The organism is Paraflavitalea speifideaquila, from assembly GCF_032395985.1.
Taxonomy (GTDB): domain Bacteria; phylum Bacteroidota; class Bacteroidia; order Chitinophagales; family Chitinophagaceae; genus Paraflavitalea; species Paraflavitalea speifideaquila.
Genome location: NZ_CP135920.1, coordinates 1,229,075 through 1,246,742, shown reverse-complemented (window position 1 = coordinate 1,246,742; position 17,668 = coordinate 1,229,075). Strand labels below are relative to the sequence as shown.

Genomic DNA, 17,668 nt, shown 5'->3' with positions numbered 1-17,668 from the left:
CTACATGACCAAGTCTAAACAATACCATGATTTCAATGCCTCCACCGTGTCGCTGGAGGAGAGTAACCTCATTGAAGCCAGTGCGGGAACGGGCAAAACCTATTCCATCGCCATTTTGGTATTGCGGTTGGTATTGGAAAGAAATTGTCCATCAAGGAAATTTTGATGGTCACCTTTACCAAGGCGGCGGTAGCAGAGTTGGAGGACAGGGTACGTCTTTTTATTCGCAGCGCTTATAAATCAGCTGAGGGAAAGGAGATCGGAGATAACAATATTGCACAGCTGGTACAATCAGCCATCACAGCGCAAGGTATTGAACCCGTACAGCAACAACTCAAAGATGCCCTCCTGTTCCTGGATGAAACCTCGGTATTGACCATTCATAGTTTTTGCCAGCAGGCGCTGAATGAATTTGCCTTTGAAACCTTCCAGTTATTTGGGGCCGATATGCAGCCTGATTTTGCTCCTGTAATTGAGGAAGAGCTCAATAAGTTTTGGCGCAGGCATATTACCACCTTGCCTGCCGACCTGTTGCACCAAATATGGTTTGAATCATTGAGGGACTATCTGAAGGAGGTATTGAAAAACCATTCAAGCGGTAAAAAATATCCGGGTTATATAGAAAGCACGCATTACGTTATTAATAAGAGTAAGCAGGATGCCTGGCTGCAGCAATTGCGGCTATTGAAAGAGCAGGCCCTTGCAAAGGAAACCACGTTACATGCTTATATCACCGATAATGATGGCGAATTAAGAACGCTGTGTGAAGGAAATGCGAACGCCAAAAAAACATTATTGCCCAGCCTCTCCGATCCTGCCGGCTTTGTAGAAATAGTACGCGACAAAAAAGTACGGCCTATGTGATCAAGTTATTTCCCGACCTGCTGAAGGCTATTGCGGAACATGACCTGATACTGGAAGCAAGGGAGGCTGTTCGCCAATCTATTTATCAACAGCTCTACTACCTGGCCATACAAGAAGCGGGAAAGGGCATCCAGTTGTTTAAAGAAAGAAATAATGTATTGGGGTATGATGACCTGATCCATAACCTGCACCATGCGCTGGCAGGAAAAACAGGGAAAGGCTGGTAACGGTATTGCGCAAAAAATACAAAGCTGTTTTTATTGATGAGTTCCAGGATACGGACCGGCAGCAATTTGAAATATTCAATACTGCCTTTGGCACAGGCACCATCCTCTTTTATATAGGCGATCCCAAGCAAAGTATTTATGCCTGGCGCAAGGCGGACATATTTACCTATTTTAAAGCAAGGGATGCGGTAACGCATCTCTATGGCATGAACCACAATTACCGGTCATCGGAAAGAATGATTGCCGGTATGAACCAGTTCTTCCTGCCTGAAAAGGATTTCGATACGTTCTATTTTGAAGAGCAGGAAAATGCCATCGACTATATCGCTGTTGACAGCCCCAGCCCCAATACCAAGGGTAGTTTACTGGAAGCTGGTGTGGAAGCGCCCCCGATCACTATTTTTCCCTGCCTAGGAAAAACCTGTTGTTGGAAGCGGTAGCCGACCAGGTAGCCTTACTATTGCAGGATAAGGAATACCAGATTGATAAAAAGGGCAGGTACGCAATATCCTACCATCAGATATTGGCATCCTGGTACGTACGGGAAAACAGGGCCGTGAGGTGAAAGCCTGCCTGTCAAAACGAGGTATCCCATCGGTAACGATCGATGATACAAAAGTTTTGCAATCAGTCGACGCCAGTTACCTATTGTACCTGATGGAAGCCATTGCCCGGCCCGACCGGTCGACGATTAACCGGGCTTTATTATCGCCCTTCACAGGGTTTACAACAGAACAACTGCTGTCGCTGGATGACGGAGCAGTATTGGAATTGTTTACCGGTTATAAGAACCGCTGGCAACAGGATGGTATTTACACCGCGCTCATGGATTTTGTGGCCGACTTCCGTGTAAAGCAGGTATTACTGGCCATGCAAACAGAAAATGGAGAGCGCATCATTACCAACCTTTTCCAACTGATTGAATTGGTACACCAGGCGGAGAGCCGGAAGGGATTATCGGTACCAGAATTGCTGTCCTGGCTCAAGAGAGGAATTGATGGTATGATGTCTGAAGGCGATGAATATACCCAACGGATGGAAAGTGATGAGGAAGCGGTAAAGATCGTCACCATTCATAAGAGTAAAGGATTGGAGTACAATATTGTGCTGGCGCCTTTCCTGGATTTTGTAGAAAGTAAAACACAAGACTTCCTCAGCTTCCGGGATCCGGATAACGGCGATTATGTAGGTGCAGAAAGAACCCGGTTATCAGACAAACAGCTGCATTGGCAACAGGTACAAGCTGAGCAGGAAAACCGTCGTTTATTATATGTGGCCATTACCCGGGGGTATATGGCTGTTATATATTCAGGAACCTGCATTATAAATCTTCTACGCTGGCCACTTTTGTAAACACGTTGAAGAATAATACGGATGCATTGATTGCTTTTCAGGAAAATGGGCCCGAGGCTACCGCCCTGCCTTACCGGCAGCCGATGGCACAGAAAACATCGGCAAGGACGCAGCCCGTACATTTTGTCTTGAAAGAGGAGCACTGGCGTAAGCTGAGCTATACTATGCTGGCTGCCAAAAATGAACAGCAGGCGCCTCCCCGGTCATTCCCTTACCGGAAGCCTATGACAATTTCATTTTTCATGTGCTGCGGCGTGGTGCGAAAACGGGCAACTTCCTGCATTTCATTTTTGAGAACATTCATTTTGGCGATGACAGTCGATGGAATAAATGGCTGGAAGAAGCCATCCGCCGATTTGTACCCGGACAGCAGGAAGCCTACCAGCCCATGCTGCATGAAATGCTGCAACAGGTATTGTATACCAATATCGGCGGAGAAGGCAACCCGTTTACCCTTTCGGATATAAGCTGGCATAAGCGGATGACGGAATTTGAGTTTGATTTTCCCGTACCGGCATTTCCACCGGAAACCTTGCATGGGCTTTCAGATAGCCAGGTCAGTATATTGATCAGGAACCTGCATGGTATGCCGGGACAGGAACTGGAAGGAATGATGAATGGAAAGATCGACCTCTTCTTTGAGCAGGGAGGGCGTTATTATATTCTTGATTGGAAATCGAATTACCTGGGCAATGAGCTGGCTGATTATTCACCGGCAGCATTGGTAAAGGCGATGAATGAACACAACTATCATTTGCAATACCTCATTTATACGCTGGCAGTTAAGAAGTACCTGGAAAGCCGTTTAACTCAATTTGATTACCATACGCAATTTGGAGGCGTCATCTACCTATTTGTAAGGGGGTAAGGGCCAATAGTGAAACTGGTATCTTTACTCATAAGCCATCGCTGGAGAAGATACAGGCTTTGGAGAAGATCATTGGAAACAAATAGGAAGAGAAAATTGGAAAGACTTTACCTGTCTTTAAATACAGTCCCTTATTAAATAAACTCCCTATTCAAATATGGATTAAACTCTTCAACCGGTCTGGGCAAGAAATAACCTTTGATTAGATTCGTGTTCAATACACAAATTTCAATATGCAGCCGATCGGTAAAATTCGCACCCTCGTAGATAGGTCCCCCTCCTGAAAAGGGCTCCGAATAGTATCATAGCGGGGCATATTTTTATTTTTGTTTGATTGATGTACAAATTTAATAACCGAACAATCAAGCTGGCGATTTGCGCCTTTATTTAAAGGCATATCCTCACCACCTGCAGTTACTGTTTCAAACAAACTGGTATGGGCCTCTTTAACTATATTAATAGAATTGGGCTCAATTAAATTCAAGCAGTTTCCCAATTCTATAATGGCTCCAATAACAAATGGAGTTGCAATTTTACCACTGAATTTTTGATGCCTGCGTGCTGCTTCTTCAGCATAAGCCAAAGCACGATAAGGGTTTTGTTCCCAGAAATAAACGCCTGGCCCTAACCAATCCCAAGGATTGTCGCTGGGCCTTAATTCGTCTGAACCGTTTAACAAACGTAATCCCAGTTCGCGATCACAACTGTGAAAACCTGTAATTTGGAAAGGCTGGTGGTAAGCCACTTATTTCTTTTTCTTCAGGCTTTTTCTTTTGCTCGTCTTTGATGATACCAGCCTCAATGAGGAATTGACGAGCAGACTCTTTGCTCTTCCGGGCTTCGGCTGAAGCTTGCCGGATGATTTCTATTTGCCGCTGAATTGCTGTTTGAGTCATAGTTAAAGTTACGACAGACCTGAACAATAACAATATATATATTCAAATATATGATACTGCCTCATAAGCTGCATTATCAGTTATTAACATTATTGGAAAACCTTACAAAATATTCGTAATCATAAGAATAGTTATACATGAATTGTATTTTCGTATCATTAACCAACTAACTGTCTAGCCTTGACACGAAAGTCATTCCTATTATGGCTCTATCTATTGGCTGCTTTTGTAGTACATGCCCAACCAGATATGCCTGCTTCCTATTCAACAGACGAACAGGCTAAAACGGTATGGGAATGGTACAAAAACCTACTGCAAACAAAAGACTCTGCTACAATCATAGCTTCACTTCAAAAGGCAGAGCAAACTTACCGTGATCAACATCAAGAACTTCCCATGCAGCAGGCCTGGCTGGTGCAACGGGTGTATCAGTCTACACGCTACCGGGGCCTGCCACAAAGTGTTGATATTATGCTGAAGGCAGAAGCAGATGCCAGGAGTAAAGGATGGCCCATGGTAGCTGCTGAATGCTGGTATTTTATAGGGGATTATTATTTTGTACTGAACAGATTCGGACCGGCATTTGAATACATGCAAAAAGCCCGTTACTTCTTTGAACAAAAGGAATTGACAATTACCCTTACACGAAACGGTATGCCGGTAGCCTGGCCGAATGTTATTACCGGTTTGGAGAATATGAACAAGCCATCCGGCATTACCAGGAAGCCATTGCCGTTCCGGCATACTGGCAAACGGTCATTTATTTTCCCAGTGTAGAAAACAGTATTGCGTTGTGTTATCAACAGCTTAAACAATATGATTCGGCTATTTATTATTTTAACAAGTCACATCGTTCTGCCGCGGCCGTAAAAGACTCCTTTTATATGTCGCTCTCCTATGGCAACCTGGGTTATACCTATCACCTGCAAGGAAAGGACTCACTGGCGTTGCCATTATTACAGTTGGATTATGCCGGCAGCATCAAGGCAGCCGAATGGGGCAGCGCCATCAACGCCGCCATGGTATTATCAACCATTTACATTAGTGAGGGCAAGGCCGATATGGCGCAACAATACCTGGAGGCTGCCCGACCCTATGTATATAGGTTTAAGGGGATTGGATCGCTTAAAAACTGGTACGAAAACCTGTACCGGTATTACCGGTTCAAAGGCAATACGAACCTGGCATTGTATTATGCGGACTCGCTGTTATTATACAAAGACAGCCTGGCCACGATACGCAATAACCGGACGCTTGATCAGGCTAAACTGAAAGTGGAAACAGAAAAACACCTCAATACGATCAGTGAGTTGGAAAACCAGCGCCGGCAGCAGGTATTTGCCCGCAATAGCATATTGATGGCCTTGTTGCTGGCGGGTATCATAGGATTATTATGGGTTAACCGCCAACGTTTAAAGCGGAATAAAGAAATACAACTGGCCGCCCTGGCGCAGGAGAAAGCGCAGCAGCAGTTACAGTTTGCCCAACAAGAGCTGGCAGGTTATACCAATAAACTCAAAGAAAAGAACGAGCTCATAGAACAATTCAGGCAAGAACTGGAGCAATTACAGCAGCTCGACCTGCAGGAAAATAAGGAGCGGATGGAAAACATTAACCACCTGCTCAATGCCACGATCCTTACGGAAGAAGACTGGCGGACCTTCCGGGAGCTCTTTGAAAAAGTATACCCGGGATTCTTTATCCGCCTCCGGGACAAAATGCCCGATCTCAGTGCAGCGGATACCCGCCTGATCGCATTGACCAAATTGCAACTACCTCCCAAGGATATGGCCGCTATGTTGGGCGTGAGTTATGATGCGATTAAAAAGCCCGGCAACGTTTACGCAAGAAGGTAAACCTCCCGGAAGAGGGTTCTCTTGATGAATTGGTGAATCTGATATAAGTCATATACCGTGAAGACCGAAAGTCGGGAAGTCCGAAAGTCGGAAAGACAGGAAGAAAAGGCTTTAGTACAATAAACAACGGACTTTGCTGACTTTGCCAACTTCCGGACTATGCTGTCCCCAAAATGTCCCCTCCCTGTCCCTGCTTTATACCCAAGAGTTATATGGGAAAAGACGTCATCAGCCCGATATTGCCTTAAAAGCCGGCATGGCAGCTAATAAGCGTTGGCTACATCGAAATTATTTAGTGGTGATCCTGGTATGCCTGTCATTGGCCATGCTGGTATGGTGGTTCTTTCACCGCCGTATTCAACACATTGAGGAGCAGCTACAGGAAGGCAAGCAGCAGCAGCAAGCCTGGTTGTCTACCCCTACCGCTAGAACAACTGCTCAACCTAACCAGCCAGCAAAAACTTTATTATATGCCTGAAAAACAATTGCCGGCAGCAGCCTTATTTTGTTGCCCGACCATCTTGGAATGGCCGTTGTAGATACGGCTTCCATCATTCGCATACAAGCCATCAGCAATTACAGCAAGCTGTTCTTCACCACGGGGCGAACGCTGGTGGTGGCCAAAGTACTCAAACGTTTTGAAGAAGAACTGGCTGTCAATGATTTTATAAGACCACACCGTACGCACCTGGTCAACAAACAATTCATCCTGCGTTATATTGAGGGAGAGGGGGTAAAATTGAATTGCGGAATGGTGAATTGATCGAGGTATCCAAACGCCGTAAACCTATATTCCTGCATCATTGGCGCATCAATGCCTGTTGACAAATCATAGCTTTGAAAAACCCACCACATAAAAAACGGCTATCGCATGATAGCCGTTTACAATATAGTAAGGAGTTACCTGATCAATTTTGCCTAATCCCCCAGATCTCATCTTCACCGTTGAGCCATTTTTCACCAGGGCCGTGGTTACTGATTTGGGCCTTTCGATGGGGAATGCGAGGGCGCGGTCCCAGATAAGGCTGGCCAATACACCCAATGCACGGCTTACACCGAACAGTACGGTATAAAACTCATATTCTACCATGCCATAATGAACCAGCAGGGCGCCGCTGTGGGCATCAACATTGGGCCAGGGTTTTTGATCTTTCCCATCGACTGGAGGATGGGAGGCACTTCCTCATAAATATTCCATACGGTTTGCACCAATGGATCTTCAGGCATATGCTTTTTACCAAATTCCATTTGAGCGGTGAAGCGGGGATCGGTCTTACGCAATACGGCATGACCATAACCCGGTACTACTTTTCCTTCGCCCAGGGTTTTCTTTACGTATTCACCTATTTGTGCGCGGGAAGGTGTTTCTGTTTTCAGTTGTTCCCGCATTTCAAAGATCCATTTGATCACTTCCTGGTTAGCCAGGCCGTGTAAGGGGCCTGCCAGGCCATTCATACCAGCCGCCAGGCTAAGGTAAGGATCGCTCAAGGCCGAGCCTACCAGGTGGGTAGTATGGGCCGATACGTTACCGCCTTCATGATCGGCATGGATGGTCATGTACAAACGCATCAATTCCTTAAAGCTCTCATCTTCAAATCCCAGCATATGGGCCAGGTTACCTGCCCAGTCGAGCAAGCCATTGGGATGGATATGCTGGTTATTTTTATACTTCCGGCGATAGATATAAGCGGCTACACGGGGCAGGCGGGCGATCAAGTCCATCGCATCATCAAAAACCGGCTCCCAGTAATCTTTTTATTGATGCCTTCGGCATAACGTTTGGCAAAATTGCTTTCTGTTTGCAGGGCCATGATACCTGTTACAAACATGGTCATGGGATGCGCTGTTACGGGCAGGGCATCAATAGCGTCAAATACATGGTTGGGCACATGCGAGCGCCTTTGCCAGATAGAACTGATATGGGCTACATCATCTTCAGTAGGTAGTTCACCAATAAGCATCAGGTAAAAAGTCCTTCGGGCAGGGGCTCACTGCCACCTTTGCCTTGGGCAGTTTTTCCTGTAGTTCGGGAATGGAATAACCGCGGAACCGGATACCTTCCTGTGAATCCAGTAAAGAGGTTTCACTAACGAGGCCGGTAATACCACGCATACCCTGGTACACCTGTGACAATTGTACTTCACCGATCTTTTTGGTGCCATGTTCCTTCAGCAGGTCCTTAATTTCTACTGCTGCGATATCTGCTTTTGCTTTAAACCTTTCTTTGAGAATGCCCATGATGCAACAAGATTATATATAAAAAACGAAGTATTTACAGGTGTTGGTTCCTTGGCCGCTAAAGTTAAATCAAACTCGTTCAATAGAACAAAATTAATTCAAGGGTGTTGACGGAAACAGCAATAAAACCGGCAAATTAATAGGCTTTTAATAAAAGGATGCAATAATTTATTTTATTCTAATCTTATCCTAATCGCTTGATTATTTCCTCTTGCCAACAGTATGAGGAGGCATCGAAGCACTAAGGCAACGAGGCATCGAGGATAGATCTTTCTTTCCGACTTTCGGTCTTGCGGATTTTCCGACCTCGGATTTCAGACTTTATTTAGGTGCCGTGCGGTATAACCAGATGGCAATGGTACCAAATAAGATATTGGGCATCCAGGCGGCTAGTAAGGGAGGGAAATTGCCCTTGGTAGAAAAAGTAAGGGAGAATTTATCCATGACCACAAATATAGCAGCGGTAATAATGCCTGTGGCCAGGTGGAGGCCACTGCCGCCACGTGTTTTGCGCGAGGCTACAGAAACGCCTATTAAAGTGAGGATCAATACTGATACGGGAGTAGCATCGCGCCGGTAGCGGGCCACTTTAAAATCATTTAAGCCCTCGGTACCCCTGGTCTCCTCCGCTTTGATAAAACGTTTCAGTTCGGGGTGGTCATTTTATCTTTCAGGTATTTATCGGGCTTGATCTCATTGGGTTTAACATTGAGCTTGATGTCCATAACAGGGATCATGGTAACGGTTTCTTTCATCCCGTCAATTTTCCTTTCCACGGCATTTTCCAGCTTCCAGGACTTTTTGGCCGTATCCCACTTAACGGTTTCGGCCCGCAGGTTATATACCACTTCATTGCCTTTCAACCGGTCCATAAAAACCCATTGGTAGCGGCTTTGGAACCTGTATCGTAATTACGCAGGCCGGCAAAGGTGTTGGCATCGATGCGGATATAATAGTTCCTCGACTTCTTGGCATTTTCACCCTGTTCGTAGGAACTTTTGCTGTCGATATAGGTAGCCTGGAAGTTGCCATAGATCACATTGGCCTTGGGGATCAGGTATTGGGTAGCATACCAGAAAAACCGCCCAACAATAAGGCGCCCATCATATAAGGACGCAACATGCGGTTAAAACGTACGCCCCAGCCAGGATGGCCACAATTTCGGAACGGCCGGCCATTTTGGAGGTGAAGAAGATCACGGCAATGAATACCATCAGGGGAAGATCATGGATAAGATAAAGGGTACAAAACCAATATAATATTTCATGATGATCTGGTAGGTAGAAAGACCCGACTTCACAAAATCATCCGCTTTTTCACTGGTATCGATCACTACCGAGATCAGGGAGAAGATCAAAGCAATGAACAAGGTAGTGGTAATGAATTTCTTTAATATGTACCAATCAAGTATTTTCATAATAGTGCGCAAAATGCCCTGCCGGAATGCTGGCAAATGTAGCGTAAAAATGATCAGTTCTCCAGCGTTAGGCCCTAAAATGCACAATCTTATAACATAATTAGGGCCATGGGCTGCAGGGCCTAAAGTTGTATCTTTAGCGCTATGCTAAAAACCACCTTAACCTTGCTTCTGCTGTATGTAACAGCCGTTGCCCTGGCCCAGGATAAGAGCCTCTATGAAAAGAAGGAGTTTATCCGCAACAACGATACTTTACGTTACCGCATCTTATACCCACTGGACTACGATCCTGCCCAAAAATACCCCTGATCCTGCTGCTGCATGGGGCGGGAGAAAGAGGCAGTGACAATGAAGCCCAATTAACGCATGGCGCTACCCTGTTTACCGATCCTGCCAACAGAAAGGACTATCCTGCTATTGTTGTATTTCCCCAATGTGCTAAAAACGATTTCTGGGCCAGGATCGACCGCGACCCCAACCGCAAAGATTCCCTCAATGGGCTATACTTCCCTTCCGACAGACCCATCGGCAAAAGCCTGGGGCTGGTAAGTCAGCTTATGGATTCTATGGCTCCCCTGGTCATTAAGAAAAAGATCTATATCGGTGGACTGTCTATGGGAGGCATGGGCACCTTTGAATTGTTGTGGCGCAAACCTGGCTTTTGCTGCCGCCTTCCCCATTTGTGGCGGTGGCGACCCTGCCCAGGTAAAAATATATGCCAGGAAATTTCCCATCTGGGTTTTCCATGGCGATCAGGACAATGTGGTAGTACCCGCCAACTCGCGCTTAATGGTCAATGCCCTGTGGGCAGCCAAAGCAAAGGTTACCTATTCCGAATACCCTGGCGTAGGCCATAACAGTTGGGACAATGCATTTAAAGAACCCGAACTGTTATCATGGCTTTTTAAGCAGAAAAGATAATTCCTAAATGTGCTAATTTGAAAATTTGAGAATTTGAAAATGCTTCGCAGGCATAGCCACGCAAACGCCCATTAGCACATTTTCAAATTTTCAAATTACCACATTAACTACAGTCTTTGTTGAAGTATCTGCACTTGTTCGTTCTTCCAACTGATGAAGTCGCCAGCCTGAATGTGTTTACGCGCTTCCTTTACCAACCACAGGTAAAAAGCCAGGTTGTGCACACTGGCAATGGTAAGGCCCAATATTTCTTTGGCTTTCATTAAATGGCGTAAATAAGCCTTGGAGTAATAATTACTAAGGGTACAATCAATCCCATCATCCAGGGGGAATTATCTTTTTCCCATTTCTTATTGTCGATATTGATCACGCCTTTGGAAGTAAACAACATGGCATTGCGCCCATTGCGGGTAGGCATTACACAATCAAACATATCTACTCCCAGGGCAATACATTCCAGGATATTCCAGGGAGTGCCCACGCCCATGAGGTAACGGGGCTTGTGTACGGGCAACAGGTCGCAGCACGATTCGGTGAACTCATACATCATATTATCAGGTTCTCCTACACTAAGTCCACCAATGGCATTACCGGCTGCATTTTTAGAAGCGATGTATTCGCTGGAAGCTTTACGCAGATCGGTAAAGGTGCTTCCCTGTATGATGGGGAAGAGGTTTTGCGTATAGCCATACTTATCGGGCGTATTGTTGAAATGATCAAAACAGCGATCGAGCCAACGGTGGGTAAGCTCCATTGATTTTTAGCATAGCTGTATTCGCTGGGATAAGGAGGACATTCATCAAAGGCCATGATGATATCGGCGCCAATGGTACGCTGGATATCCATTACACTTTCCGGAGTAAACAAGTGCCGGGAACCATCGATATGCGATTGGAAAAGTACCCCTTCTTCGGTGATCTTACGGCTGGCGGCCAATGAAAAGACCTGGTAGCCGCCACTATCGGTCAAGATGGGCCTGTCCCAGCCATTGAAACGGTGTAAACCACCCGCATTTTCCAATACGTCCAGGCCGGGGCGCAGGTACAAGTGATAGGTATTGCCCAGGATGATCCGGGCTTGTACATCCTCCTTTAATTGTTGCTGTGATACCGCTTTTACACTACCAGCTGTACCCACGGGCATAAATATGGGCGTTTGTATCTGTCCATGATCCGTTGTAATGGTTCCTGCCCGTGCTTTGGACAGCTGATCGGTAACCTCCAGTTCAAATTGTAAAACAGCCATAATGGGGCGCAAGATAAGAAAAACAAGCTTCGAGCGGCGAGCTACGAGCCCTGAGCCAACAGCCGGGCCGGCTGTTACCCGCCACAAAACAGCTCGCCGTCCAAAGCTCGTAGCTGGCTGTTTTTCCCCACCTGTGAAATGATTATCAGGCTTTCTACCTGTTAGTCACCTATTTTTGTACTTTGTTCGCATTTGACCCTAAATTGTATGTATGGCCTTTTTGTCATTAATTGACTGGTGGCAGGTATTATTTTATGTGTTTTGCCTTGTAGCCTTAATTCAATTACTTTATTACTGGATCTTTTTCAGCGGTTGGCCTGGTTTAAGCCATCCGACAAGATACAATCACAGCAACACCCTGTGAGTGTTATTATTTGTGCCCGTGATGAAGCGGGCAACCTGGCCAGGAACCTCCCGGGCGTACTGGTTCAAACCTACCCTACTACACATGAAGTAATCGTTGTAAACCACAATAGCCAGGACGAAACCCGTTACTTGCTGGAAGAATTCAAAAAACGTTTAAGAACCTGCATATTGTCAACCTGGAGCAGGAAGCCAAGGGCATTCCAGGAAAAAAATACCCCTTGTCAATCGGTATCAAAGAAGCGCACCATGAAGTCATCCTGCTTACGGATGCCGATTGTGTGCCGGCCTCTGAAAGCTGGATTCAGAAAATGCAGGATGCGTATGGAGAAGGAACAGCGGTGGTACTGGGCTATGGCGCTTACCATAAGCTACCAGGACTGTTGAATAAACTGATCCGTTTTGAAACCTTCCATGCGGCTTTACAGTATTTGTCTTTTGCACTGGCTGGCATGCCTTATATGGGTGTAGGCCGTAACCTATCGTACAAGAAAGGGTTATTTTTGCCAATAAAGGGTTTTCCTCCATTAACCATGTATTGAGTGGTGATGATGACCTGTTCATCAACCGGGTGGCCAATAAGGACAATACGGCCATTATGATCGACCAGGACGCTATTACGCTTTCTACGCCCAAGAAAACCTTTAGCGACTGGTGGCGGCAAAAGAATCGTCATTTCACCACCGGTAAGTTTTATAAACCTGTACATCGCTTTCTATTGGGCCTGTATTCCTTGACCCATTTTCTATTTTACCCATTGCTCATCCTCAGTGCCATATTCTTTGATTGGCGCATCAGCCTGGGTATCTTCCTGGTACGCAGTATCAGTCAAGCCATTATCTATAATAAGGTCATGAATAAGCTGAACGAGAAAGACCTTTTTGCCTGGTGGTGGTTATTGGATATCTGGATGTTCATTTATTATTGCATCTTTGCGCCGGCATTATGGAAAAAGCCCAAGAAAAACTGGCATTGATCACCAAATACTTTGGTGATTTTACTCCTGCTCAACTGGACAAGTTTGGAGCATTGGATGAATTGTATACAGAGTGGAACAGCAAGATCAATGTCATATCCCGCAAGGATATGGAAAGCTTGTATGAGAAACATGTATTGCATTCCCTTAGTATTGCGGCAGCTTTTGAATGGACGCCTGGCACTGAGGTAGTTGACCTGGGTACAGGCGGAGGATTTCCCGGCATTCCGCTGGCCATTTTTTACCCCGAAGTACGTTTTCACCTGGTGGATAGTATTGGTAAAAGATCAAAGTGGTACAGGCCGTTAGTGAGGCCCTTGGCCTGCAGCATGTAACTGCTCAACATAGCCGTATTGAAGATATTAAGAACCGTAAGTTCGACTTTGTCATATCCAGGGCTGTAGCCCCGCTTAAAGACCTTTGGCAATGGTCGAAACCATTGTTGAAAAAGCCTTCCGCCACGCCCCACCGTAACCCCGGCTTAATATGCCTGAAAGGTGGTGATTTGGCTGCTGAAATAGCCGAAAGCGGTTGCAAACCAACCGTTTTAGAGATGTTTGAAATATTCCCTGAAGAATATTTCAAAGAGAAGTACCTACTCTTTGTTCCCCACATTTAACATGGACCATCACACTGTTTTATAAGTGGCTGTACAGGCTATTCCCCATTTAGGTATACTTATGCACAACATTCGCCGACTGTATAAGGCATCCCCTACTTATTAAAAACTACCACAAAGTGGTATTCCCTGTTTCACCAAAACCCTGAACTTTGTGTTATGGATATTAGCATTTGCATAGTTGACGATAATAAGGATATCCGCTCAGCATTGGAACAAATCATCCTCATGTCTGACGGGTACCAGTTATTGGGAAGTTTTGGTTCTGCGGAAGAAGCCTTGCAACAGATCCCTTTGCTGAAACCCGAAATAGTATTAATGGATATTAACCTGGGTGAAGGAGAAAGTGGTATTGATTGTGTGCGGCACCTGAAAGCCGAATTTGCCGACATTCTTTTCATGATGTGTACCGTATATGAAGATGATGAAAAGATATTTGAAGCATTAACAGCCGGCGCCAGTGGATACATTCTGAAGAAAACAGCCCCCATAAGCTATTGGAAGCCATCCGGGAATTACAAGAAGGCGGTGCTCCCATGAGCAGCCAGATCGCCCGGAAAGTAGTAAGCGCTTTTCAACACAGTAAACCACACGAAAAAGGCGCTGAACCCTCTACCCTCAGCGTACTGTCAAACCGGGAAAAAGAAATACTGGAACTGCTGGCTAAAGGCATGTTGTACAAAGAAATAGCCGCCAGCCTCTTCATCAGTCAGGAAACAGTTCGCAAGCACGTATACCATATTTATGAGAAGCTGCATGTGAACAACCGGGTAGAAGCCATCAACAAATACTTTGGACGTTAACAGATAGATCTAAACGGCTTTGGCAGTCATACCTATAGCGATGATTACCAAGGCCGTTTTATATGCTACTGAAATACCTGATTGCCCCGCAAAGAATAGCAGCCAGCCAACTGGTCAGCAGCCCTTACCAGTTGATAATGGTCACCAGTTTTGTGGACTAAAAACTACCACAAAGTGGTATTGATTTCACTCACCGCTCCTTCTACCTTTGCTCCGGGTCGCACAAGTCTAATAACGTTAGCCATTATACCTTATCCAATTTTTTTCTGTCACTCCGCTTAGGCTGATCAAACAGACATTAACCAACCCACCTTATCATTAGTAAAAACCGTCTACTGATTCCAGTAAGACGGTTTTTCATTGTATACATTGCTGTTATTGAAATCAACTAAGGATATAATTTCCTGGTGTCCTTCATCGATTGTACGATCACTTTCTTCAACACTTCTATATCTATATCCATGAGCTTTTTTACATACAGGCAACCTTTACCCATTTTATGTTTACCCAGTTGTTGTAACAATTCATCCTTCCCTTCAAAGGTGGGGGCCAGGTAAATTACAAATGCATCTTTCCTGGGTGAGAAAGCTGCCAAGGGTGCATCTCCTTCATGCCCACTTTCATATTTATAATGATAATTGTCAAAACCAACGATGGTAGGTCCCCACATATAGGGTTCAACACCAGTAAGTGTCTTGAAAATTTCAATGAGTTGGAAGCTTTCATCCCGCTTCGTTTCATTGTCAACAGCAGTGATAAACTCCTTTACACTTTTGCCGGTAGCAGTAGTTTTAGTCTTTGCCATGTGTATTGAAATTTATATAAGCTACCATTTGTTGTGCACTTAAACAAATGATATACTTCGATCGAAAAAGAAAGGTGGGCCACCCTGCCGCGCTGCTATGCCTGGCAGCAGGGTGACTCACCTTTATTAAAATATTCGATGCTCAAAGAGATTAGGGTATCTCCAGCTTATTATTGAGCCTCTCCACATCGGCCATCCTTTGTGAGGGGTCAATTTCCAACAACTTCAGATCGCTCAAGCGGTGGTTCACTTCAAAAGTATAAGTTGTATGCGTCCATTTCCAGGCTTCACGTGTAGAGTAAGGCAAGGAAGCGTCTTCTTGCTTCTTAGTACCAAACATCAGGTACATAGGAATATTGACGATTTCCCTGGTGCCATCTTTATATCCCAACAATACATCGATGGGCATGGGCATTTTGCCAATGCGTTTCAAGCGGATCTTTGTTTTACCACCTTCTTCCCATAAGCTGTCAATACCATAATCAATCGTCTTGGTGGTATTCACAAAATACTCCCGGTACCAATCCAGTTTCATATCACTTACCTTTTCAGCCACCCGGATCAGGTCATTTACATTGGGGTGCTTAAACCGCCATTGACGATAATACTCCAACAGTATTTTATCCCGTACGTCAGCCCCTACAATGTATCCCAGCTGCTCCATGAATATTTCACCTTTTGAATAGGAGGCAATGCTATAGGCAAAATTGGTTTCAAAATGATCGGCATGGGTAGTAAGGGGTTCTTCCAGGCCACTCTTTACAAGTGCGAAATAGCCCTGATAGGCACCTTTGTGAGGGCTTTCCTTTCCGAGGAAGGTATTGCTGTGGGTAAGGGAATCTACCAATTGTGGTTTACGTGGACCGGTACCTATTTCCGATTGAGTTACCTGGTTTTTGGTCACGGCCTGGTAGTATTCTGTCACTAATGCTTCGGCATAGCTGGTAAAGCCTTCATCCATCCAGGCGTATTCTGATTCATTGGTGCCCAGCAGCATTTGGTACCAGGTATGCATCCACTCGTGGAAGGCGGTGCCCAGGCTGGCACTTACAATAAGGGTACCCATGGGATATTCCATACCACCATCGCCACCATGGATAAAAGTGTACTGCTTGTACGGATAAGGGCCAAACTTCTTTTCAATAAAGGGTAATACGGTTACGGCTGCATCGGCCACCCGCTTCCACTGATCGTCATAACTGGCGAAATATTTATTGACATCGTTTTCATAACGACGCTTGTTCACATCAGTCATGGCATCAAACTGCTTCCTCAACATGGCTTCATCTCTGTTGTAGATCACATGGATCACCGGGCCATTCACCATATTGCGGGAGATATGCGCATACTCAGGATCAGCAGCCCACATGAAATCGTGCACATTGGGCGCCACAAAATGCCAGGTTAGTTTATCACCGGCAGGCCGGGTTACTTTAGCACCGGGGTTTCATAACCATATCCTATCTGATTGGGGTTTTGCAGGTAGCCTGTTCCACCGATCAGGTAGTTTTTATCAATGGTGATCTTCACTTCAAAATCGCCCCATACGCCATAAAATTCCCTGGCGATATAGGGAGTGGGATGCCAGCCTTCATAATCATACTCACACAATTTGGGATACCATTGGCTCATGGATAAACGTACACCGGTTTGCGGATTGTCTCTTCCACTGCGGCGCACTTGTAAAGGCACCTGGGCTTCAAAATCCATATCGAAGGTAACTGTGGATTTGGGCAGGATAGGTTTGGTGAGCTTTACTTCCAGGATGGTTTCTTCCACGGTATAAGGCTGGGCTACGCCATTCAGTTTAAGGGACAAGATCTTCTGGTAACCAATTTCATCAGGCTGCAGGTTGGCAATACGATCTCTTACCCGGCCATCCCAATCGGGGCCTCTATTGGTTTTTATTTTTCCCAGCGCCTGGCTACGGGCATCCATCATGCTATTGGGCTGAAAGGCATTCCAGTAGAGGTGATAATATACTTTGGTCAGCGTATCGGGAGAATTGTTGGTATACTCCAGTTTTTGCTTACCGGTAAAGCGGTTGGTATTTACATCCATGTTGATGTCCATAGCATATTTCACCCGCTGCTGCCAGCGATCAGGCTGTGCTACTGCTGCCGTTACTGCAAGCAGACCAGCCATTACAAGCATGTGTTTTCTCATTGATTTCCTCGGTTTTTGTTCTTAAATCTAAAGCGGGAAGGTAGGGAAAAG

At 45.4% G+C, this 17,668-nt stretch carries 29 protein-coding genes and 3 pseudogenes; 19 read left to right on the top strand and 13 right to left on the bottom strand.

What is annotated here, in order from left to right; genetic code table 11:
* Positions 1-4: 4 nt before the first annotated feature.
* The 7 genes from RS881_RS08815 to RS881_RS08785 all read left to right on the top strand — a co-directional run bounded on the left by RS881_RS08815 (position 5) and on the right by RS881_RS08785 (position 3,312).
* Positions 5-166 carry a UvrD-helicase domain-containing protein gene (locus RS881_RS08815; protein ID WP_315820736.1) on the top strand — a complete coding sequence of 54 codons (162 nt, stop codon included), beginning with the start codon at positions 5-7 and terminating at the stop codon, positions 164-166.
* Positions 145-864, top strand: coding sequence for a UvrD-helicase domain-containing protein (locus tag RS881_RS08810; protein WP_315820735.1), 720 nt, complete (start codon positions 145-147; stop codon positions 862-864). The genes RS881_RS08815 and RS881_RS08810 overlap by 22 nt, the downstream gene beginning before the upstream one ends.
* Complete coding sequence (locus RS881_RS08805; protein WP_315820734.1) at positions 861-1,091, top strand: hypothetical protein; 231 nt, start codon at positions 861-863, stop codon at positions 1,089-1,091. Before RS881_RS08810 ends, RS881_RS08805 begins: the two co-directional genes overlap by 4 nt.
* Positions 1,092-1,096: 5 nt before the next feature.
* Complete coding sequence (locus tag RS881_RS08800) at positions 1,097-1,531, top strand: UvrD-helicase domain-containing protein (protein ID WP_315820733.1); 435 nt, start codon at positions 1,097-1,099, stop codon at positions 1,529-1,531.
* Positions 1,516-1,656, top strand: a complete 141-nt coding sequence (locus RS881_RS08795) for a hypothetical protein (protein ID WP_315820732.1) — start codon at positions 1,516-1,518, stop codon at positions 1,654-1,656. The genes RS881_RS08800 and RS881_RS08795 overlap by 16 nt, the downstream gene beginning before the upstream one ends.
* Complete coding sequence (locus RS881_RS08790) at positions 1,653-2,444, top strand: 3'-5' exonuclease (RefSeq protein WP_315820731.1); 792 nt, start codon at positions 1,653-1,655, stop codon at positions 2,442-2,444. Before RS881_RS08795 ends, RS881_RS08790 begins: the two co-directional genes overlap by 4 nt.
* Before the next feature lie 244 nt (positions 2,445-2,688).
* Positions 2,689-3,312, top strand: a complete 624-nt coding sequence (locus tag RS881_RS08785) for a PD-(D/E)XK nuclease family protein (protein WP_315820730.1) — start codon at positions 2,689-2,691, stop codon at positions 3,310-3,312.
* A gap of 214 nt (positions 3,313-3,526) precedes the next feature.
* Here the strand turns inward: RS881_RS08785 and RS881_RS08780 are convergent, their stop codons facing one another.
* Positions 3,527-4,057: a hypothetical protein gene (locus RS881_RS08780; protein ID WP_315820729.1), complete on the bottom strand. Its 531-nt coding sequence runs from the start codon at positions 4,055-4,057 to the stop codon at positions 3,527-3,529.
* 331 nt (positions 4,058-4,388) lie between these two features.
* Here RS881_RS08780 and RS881_RS08775 point away from each other — a divergent pair, with 331 nt between their 5' ends.
* The 4 genes from RS881_RS08775 (at position 4,389) to RS881_RS08760 (ending at position 6,827) form a co-directional block, all read left to right on the top strand.
* Positions 4,389-4,985, top strand: coding sequence for a hypothetical protein (locus RS881_RS08775; protein WP_315820728.1), 597 nt, complete (start codon positions 4,389-4,391; stop codon positions 4,983-4,985).
* On the top strand, positions 4,874-6,064 hold the full coding sequence (locus tag RS881_RS08770) for a tetratricopeptide repeat protein (protein WP_350340199.1): 1,191 nt from the start codon (positions 4,874-4,876) through the stop codon (positions 6,062-6,064). Before RS881_RS08775 ends, RS881_RS08770 begins: the two co-directional genes overlap by 112 nt.
* Positions 6,065-6,320: 256 nt before the next feature.
* A complete protein-coding gene (locus tag RS881_RS08765) occupies positions 6,321-6,542 on the top strand; it encodes a hypothetical protein (RefSeq protein ID WP_315820726.1) in 222 nt (73 codons plus the stop codon).
* 48 nt (positions 6,543-6,590) lie between these two features.
* Positions 6,591-6,827, top strand: coding sequence for a LytTR family transcriptional regulator DNA-binding domain-containing protein (locus tag RS881_RS08760; protein ID WP_315820725.1), 237 nt, complete (start codon positions 6,591-6,593; stop codon positions 6,825-6,827).
* 66 nt (positions 6,828-6,893) lie between these two features.
* Here the strand turns inward: RS881_RS08760 and RS881_RS59185 are convergent, their stop codons facing one another.
* The 8 genes from RS881_RS59185 to RS881_RS08725 all read right to left on the bottom strand — a co-directional run bounded on the left by RS881_RS59185 (position 6,894) and on the right by RS881_RS08725 (position 9,719).
* The gene (locus RS881_RS59185) at positions 6,894-7,154 is read right to left on the bottom strand and encodes a hypothetical protein (RefSeq protein ID WP_350340102.1); all 261 of its coding nucleotides are present in this window, start codon (positions 7,152-7,154) and stop codon (positions 6,894-6,896) included.
* Positions 7,148-7,786 carry a citrate/2-methylcitrate synthase gene (locus RS881_RS08755; RefSeq protein WP_350340101.1) on the bottom strand — a complete coding sequence of 213 codons (639 nt, stop codon included), beginning with the start codon at positions 7,784-7,786 and terminating at the stop codon, positions 7,148-7,150. Before RS881_RS08755 ends, RS881_RS59185 begins: the two co-directional genes overlap by 7 nt.
* The gene (locus RS881_RS08750) at positions 7,777-8,025 is read right to left on the bottom strand and encodes a citrate/2-methylcitrate synthase (RefSeq protein WP_315820724.1); all 249 of its coding nucleotides are present in this window, start codon (positions 8,023-8,025) and stop codon (positions 7,777-7,779) included. The genes RS881_RS08755 and RS881_RS08750 overlap by 10 nt, the downstream gene beginning before the upstream one ends.
* Positions 8,012-8,302, bottom strand: a complete 291-nt coding sequence (locus RS881_RS08745; protein WP_315820723.1) for a hypothetical protein — start codon at positions 8,300-8,302, stop codon at positions 8,012-8,014. Before RS881_RS08745 ends, RS881_RS08750 begins: the two co-directional genes overlap by 14 nt.
* A 321-nt stretch (positions 8,303-8,623) precedes the next feature.
* Complete coding sequence (locus RS881_RS08740; protein ID WP_315824405.1) at positions 8,624-8,938, bottom strand: LptF/LptG family permease; 315 nt, start codon at positions 8,936-8,938, stop codon at positions 8,624-8,626.
* A gap of 8 nt (positions 8,939-8,946) precedes the next feature.
* Positions 8,947-9,174 carry a hypothetical protein gene (locus tag RS881_RS08735; protein WP_315820722.1) on the bottom strand — a complete coding sequence of 76 codons (228 nt, stop codon included), beginning with the start codon at positions 9,172-9,174 and terminating at the stop codon, positions 8,947-8,949.
* The gene (locus tag RS881_RS08730) at positions 9,162-9,341 is read right to left on the bottom strand and encodes a hypothetical protein (protein WP_315820721.1); all 180 of its coding nucleotides are present in this window, start codon (positions 9,339-9,341) and stop codon (positions 9,162-9,164) included. Before RS881_RS08730 ends, RS881_RS08735 begins: the two co-directional genes overlap by 13 nt.
* Positions 9,342-9,515: 174 nt before the next feature.
* Complete coding sequence (locus tag RS881_RS08725; protein ID WP_315820720.1) at positions 9,516-9,719, bottom strand: hypothetical protein; 204 nt, start codon at positions 9,717-9,719, stop codon at positions 9,516-9,518.
* 165 nt (positions 9,720-9,884) lie between these two features.
* On the opposite strand from RS881_RS08725, the gene RS881_RS08720 reads away from it, so the two are divergent.
* Both RS881_RS08720 and RS881_RS08715 read left to right on the top strand, forming a co-directional pair.
* Complete coding sequence (locus RS881_RS08720; RefSeq protein WP_315820719.1) at positions 9,885-10,028, top strand: hypothetical protein; 144 nt, start codon at positions 9,885-9,887, stop codon at positions 10,026-10,028.
* 294 nt (positions 10,029-10,322) lie between these two features.
* Positions 10,323-10,640: a carboxylesterase family protein gene (locus RS881_RS08715; RefSeq protein WP_315820718.1), complete on the top strand. Its 318-nt coding sequence runs from the start codon at positions 10,323-10,325 to the stop codon at positions 10,638-10,640.
* 107 nt (positions 10,641-10,747) lie between these two features.
* Here the strand turns inward: RS881_RS08715 and tgt are convergent.
* A pseudogene (gene tgt, locus RS881_RS08710) lies at positions 10,748-11,885 on the bottom strand (tRNA guanosine(34) transglycosylase Tgt).
* Between the two features lie 237 nt (positions 11,886-12,122).
* Between tgt and RS881_RS08705 the strand changes: the two are divergent.
* The 6 genes and pseudogenes from RS881_RS08705 to RS881_RS08675 all read left to right on the top strand — a co-directional run.
* A pseudogene (locus RS881_RS08705) lies at positions 12,123-12,350 on the top strand (glycosyltransferase); the annotation flags it as partial.
* 119 nt (positions 12,351-12,469) lie between these two features.
* On the top strand, positions 12,470-12,790 hold the full coding sequence (locus tag RS881_RS08700) for a glycosyltransferase (RefSeq protein ID WP_315820717.1): 321 nt from the start codon (positions 12,470-12,472) through the stop codon (positions 12,788-12,790).
* A complete protein-coding gene (locus RS881_RS08695) occupies positions 12,787-13,224 on the top strand; it encodes a glycosyltransferase family 2 protein (RefSeq protein ID WP_315820716.1) in 438 nt (145 codons plus the stop codon). Before RS881_RS08700 ends, RS881_RS08695 begins: the two co-directional genes overlap by 4 nt.
* Positions 13,194-13,843, top strand: a pseudogene (gene rsmG, locus RS881_RS59180) (16S rRNA (guanine(527)-N(7))-methyltransferase RsmG). Before RS881_RS08695 ends, rsmG begins: the two are co-directional and overlap by 31 nt.
* Positions 13,844-14,002: 159 nt before the next feature.
* Entirely contained in the window at positions 14,003-14,383 is a 381-nt protein-coding gene (locus RS881_RS08680; RefSeq protein ID WP_315820713.1) for a response regulator, read from the top strand.
* The gene (locus RS881_RS08675; protein ID WP_315820712.1) at positions 14,380-14,646 is read left to right on the top strand and encodes a response regulator transcription factor; all 267 of its coding nucleotides are present in this window, start codon (positions 14,380-14,382) and stop codon (positions 14,644-14,646) included. The genes RS881_RS08680 and RS881_RS08675 overlap by 4 nt, the downstream gene beginning before the upstream one ends.
* Before the next feature lie 388 nt (positions 14,647-15,034).
* Here RS881_RS08675 and RS881_RS08670 read toward each other — a convergent pair whose 3' ends face one another.
* From RS881_RS08670 to RS881_RS08660, 3 genes are all read right to left on the bottom strand, one after another.
* On the bottom strand, positions 15,035-15,451 hold the full coding sequence (locus tag RS881_RS08670; protein WP_315820711.1) for a DUF1801 domain-containing protein: 417 nt from the start codon (positions 15,449-15,451) through the stop codon (positions 15,035-15,037).
* A gap of 151 nt (positions 15,452-15,602) precedes the next feature.
* On the bottom strand, positions 15,603-16,844 hold the full coding sequence (locus RS881_RS08665; protein WP_315820710.1) for a M1 family aminopeptidase: 1,242 nt from the start codon (positions 16,842-16,844) through the stop codon (positions 15,603-15,605).
* 35 nt (positions 16,845-16,879) lie between these two features.
* The gene (locus RS881_RS08660; RefSeq protein ID WP_315820709.1) at positions 16,880-17,596 is read right to left on the bottom strand and encodes a gluzincin family metallopeptidase; all 717 of its coding nucleotides are present in this window, start codon (positions 17,594-17,596) and stop codon (positions 16,880-16,882) included.
* Positions 17,597-17,668 lie beyond the last annotated feature (72 nt).

Bases quoted from the DNA above. Each gene is read 5' to 3' on its own strand.
- RS881_RS08815 (WP_315820736.1), top strand. From the start codon at position 5: ATGACCAAGTCTAAACAATACCATGATTTCAATGCCTCCACCGTGTCG.
- RS881_RS08680 (WP_315820713.1), top strand. From the start codon at position 14,003: ATGGATATTAGCATTTGCATAGTTGACGATAATAAGGATATCCGCTCA.
- RS881_RS08725 (WP_315820720.1), bottom strand. From the start codon at position 9,719: ATGAAAATACTTGATTGGTACATATTAAAGAAATTCATTACCACTACC.
- RS881_RS08745 (WP_315820723.1), bottom strand. From the start codon at position 8,302: ATGGGCATTCTCAAAGAAAGGTTTAAAGCAAAAGCAGATATCGCAGCA.
- RS881_RS08660 (WP_315820709.1), bottom strand. From the start codon at position 17,596: ATGGCTGGTCTGCTTGCAGTAACGGCAGCAGTAGCACAGCCTGATCGC.
- RS881_RS08765 (WP_315820726.1), top strand. From the start codon at position 6,321: ATGGCAGCTAATAAGCGTTGGCTACATCGAAATTATTTAGTGGTGATC.
- RS881_RS08735 (WP_315820722.1), bottom strand. From the start codon at position 9,174: ATGGACCGGTTGAAAGGCAATGAAGTGGTATATAACCTGCGGGCCGAA.
- RS881_RS59185 (WP_350340102.1), bottom strand. From the start codon at position 7,154: ATGGTAGAATATGAGTTTTATACCGTACTGTTCGGTGTAAGCCGTGCA.
- RS881_RS08760 (WP_315820725.1), top strand. From the start codon at position 6,591: ATGGCCGTTGTAGATACGGCTTCCATCATTCGCATACAAGCCATCAGC.
- RS881_RS08750 (WP_315820724.1), bottom strand. From the start codon at position 8,025: ATGCTTATTGGTGAACTACCTACTGAAGATGATGTAGCCCATATCAGT.
- RS881_RS08675 (WP_315820712.1), top strand. From the start codon at position 14,380: ATGAGCAGCCAGATCGCCCGGAAAGTAGTAAGCGCTTTTCAACACAGT.
- RS881_RS08755 (WP_350340101.1), bottom strand. From the start codon at position 7,786: ATGGACTTGATCGCCCGCCTGCCCCGTGTAGCCGCTTATATCTATCGC.
- RS881_RS08670 (WP_315820711.1), bottom strand. From the start codon at position 15,451: ATGGCAAAGACTAAAACTACTGCTACCGGCAAAAGTGTAAAGGAGTTT.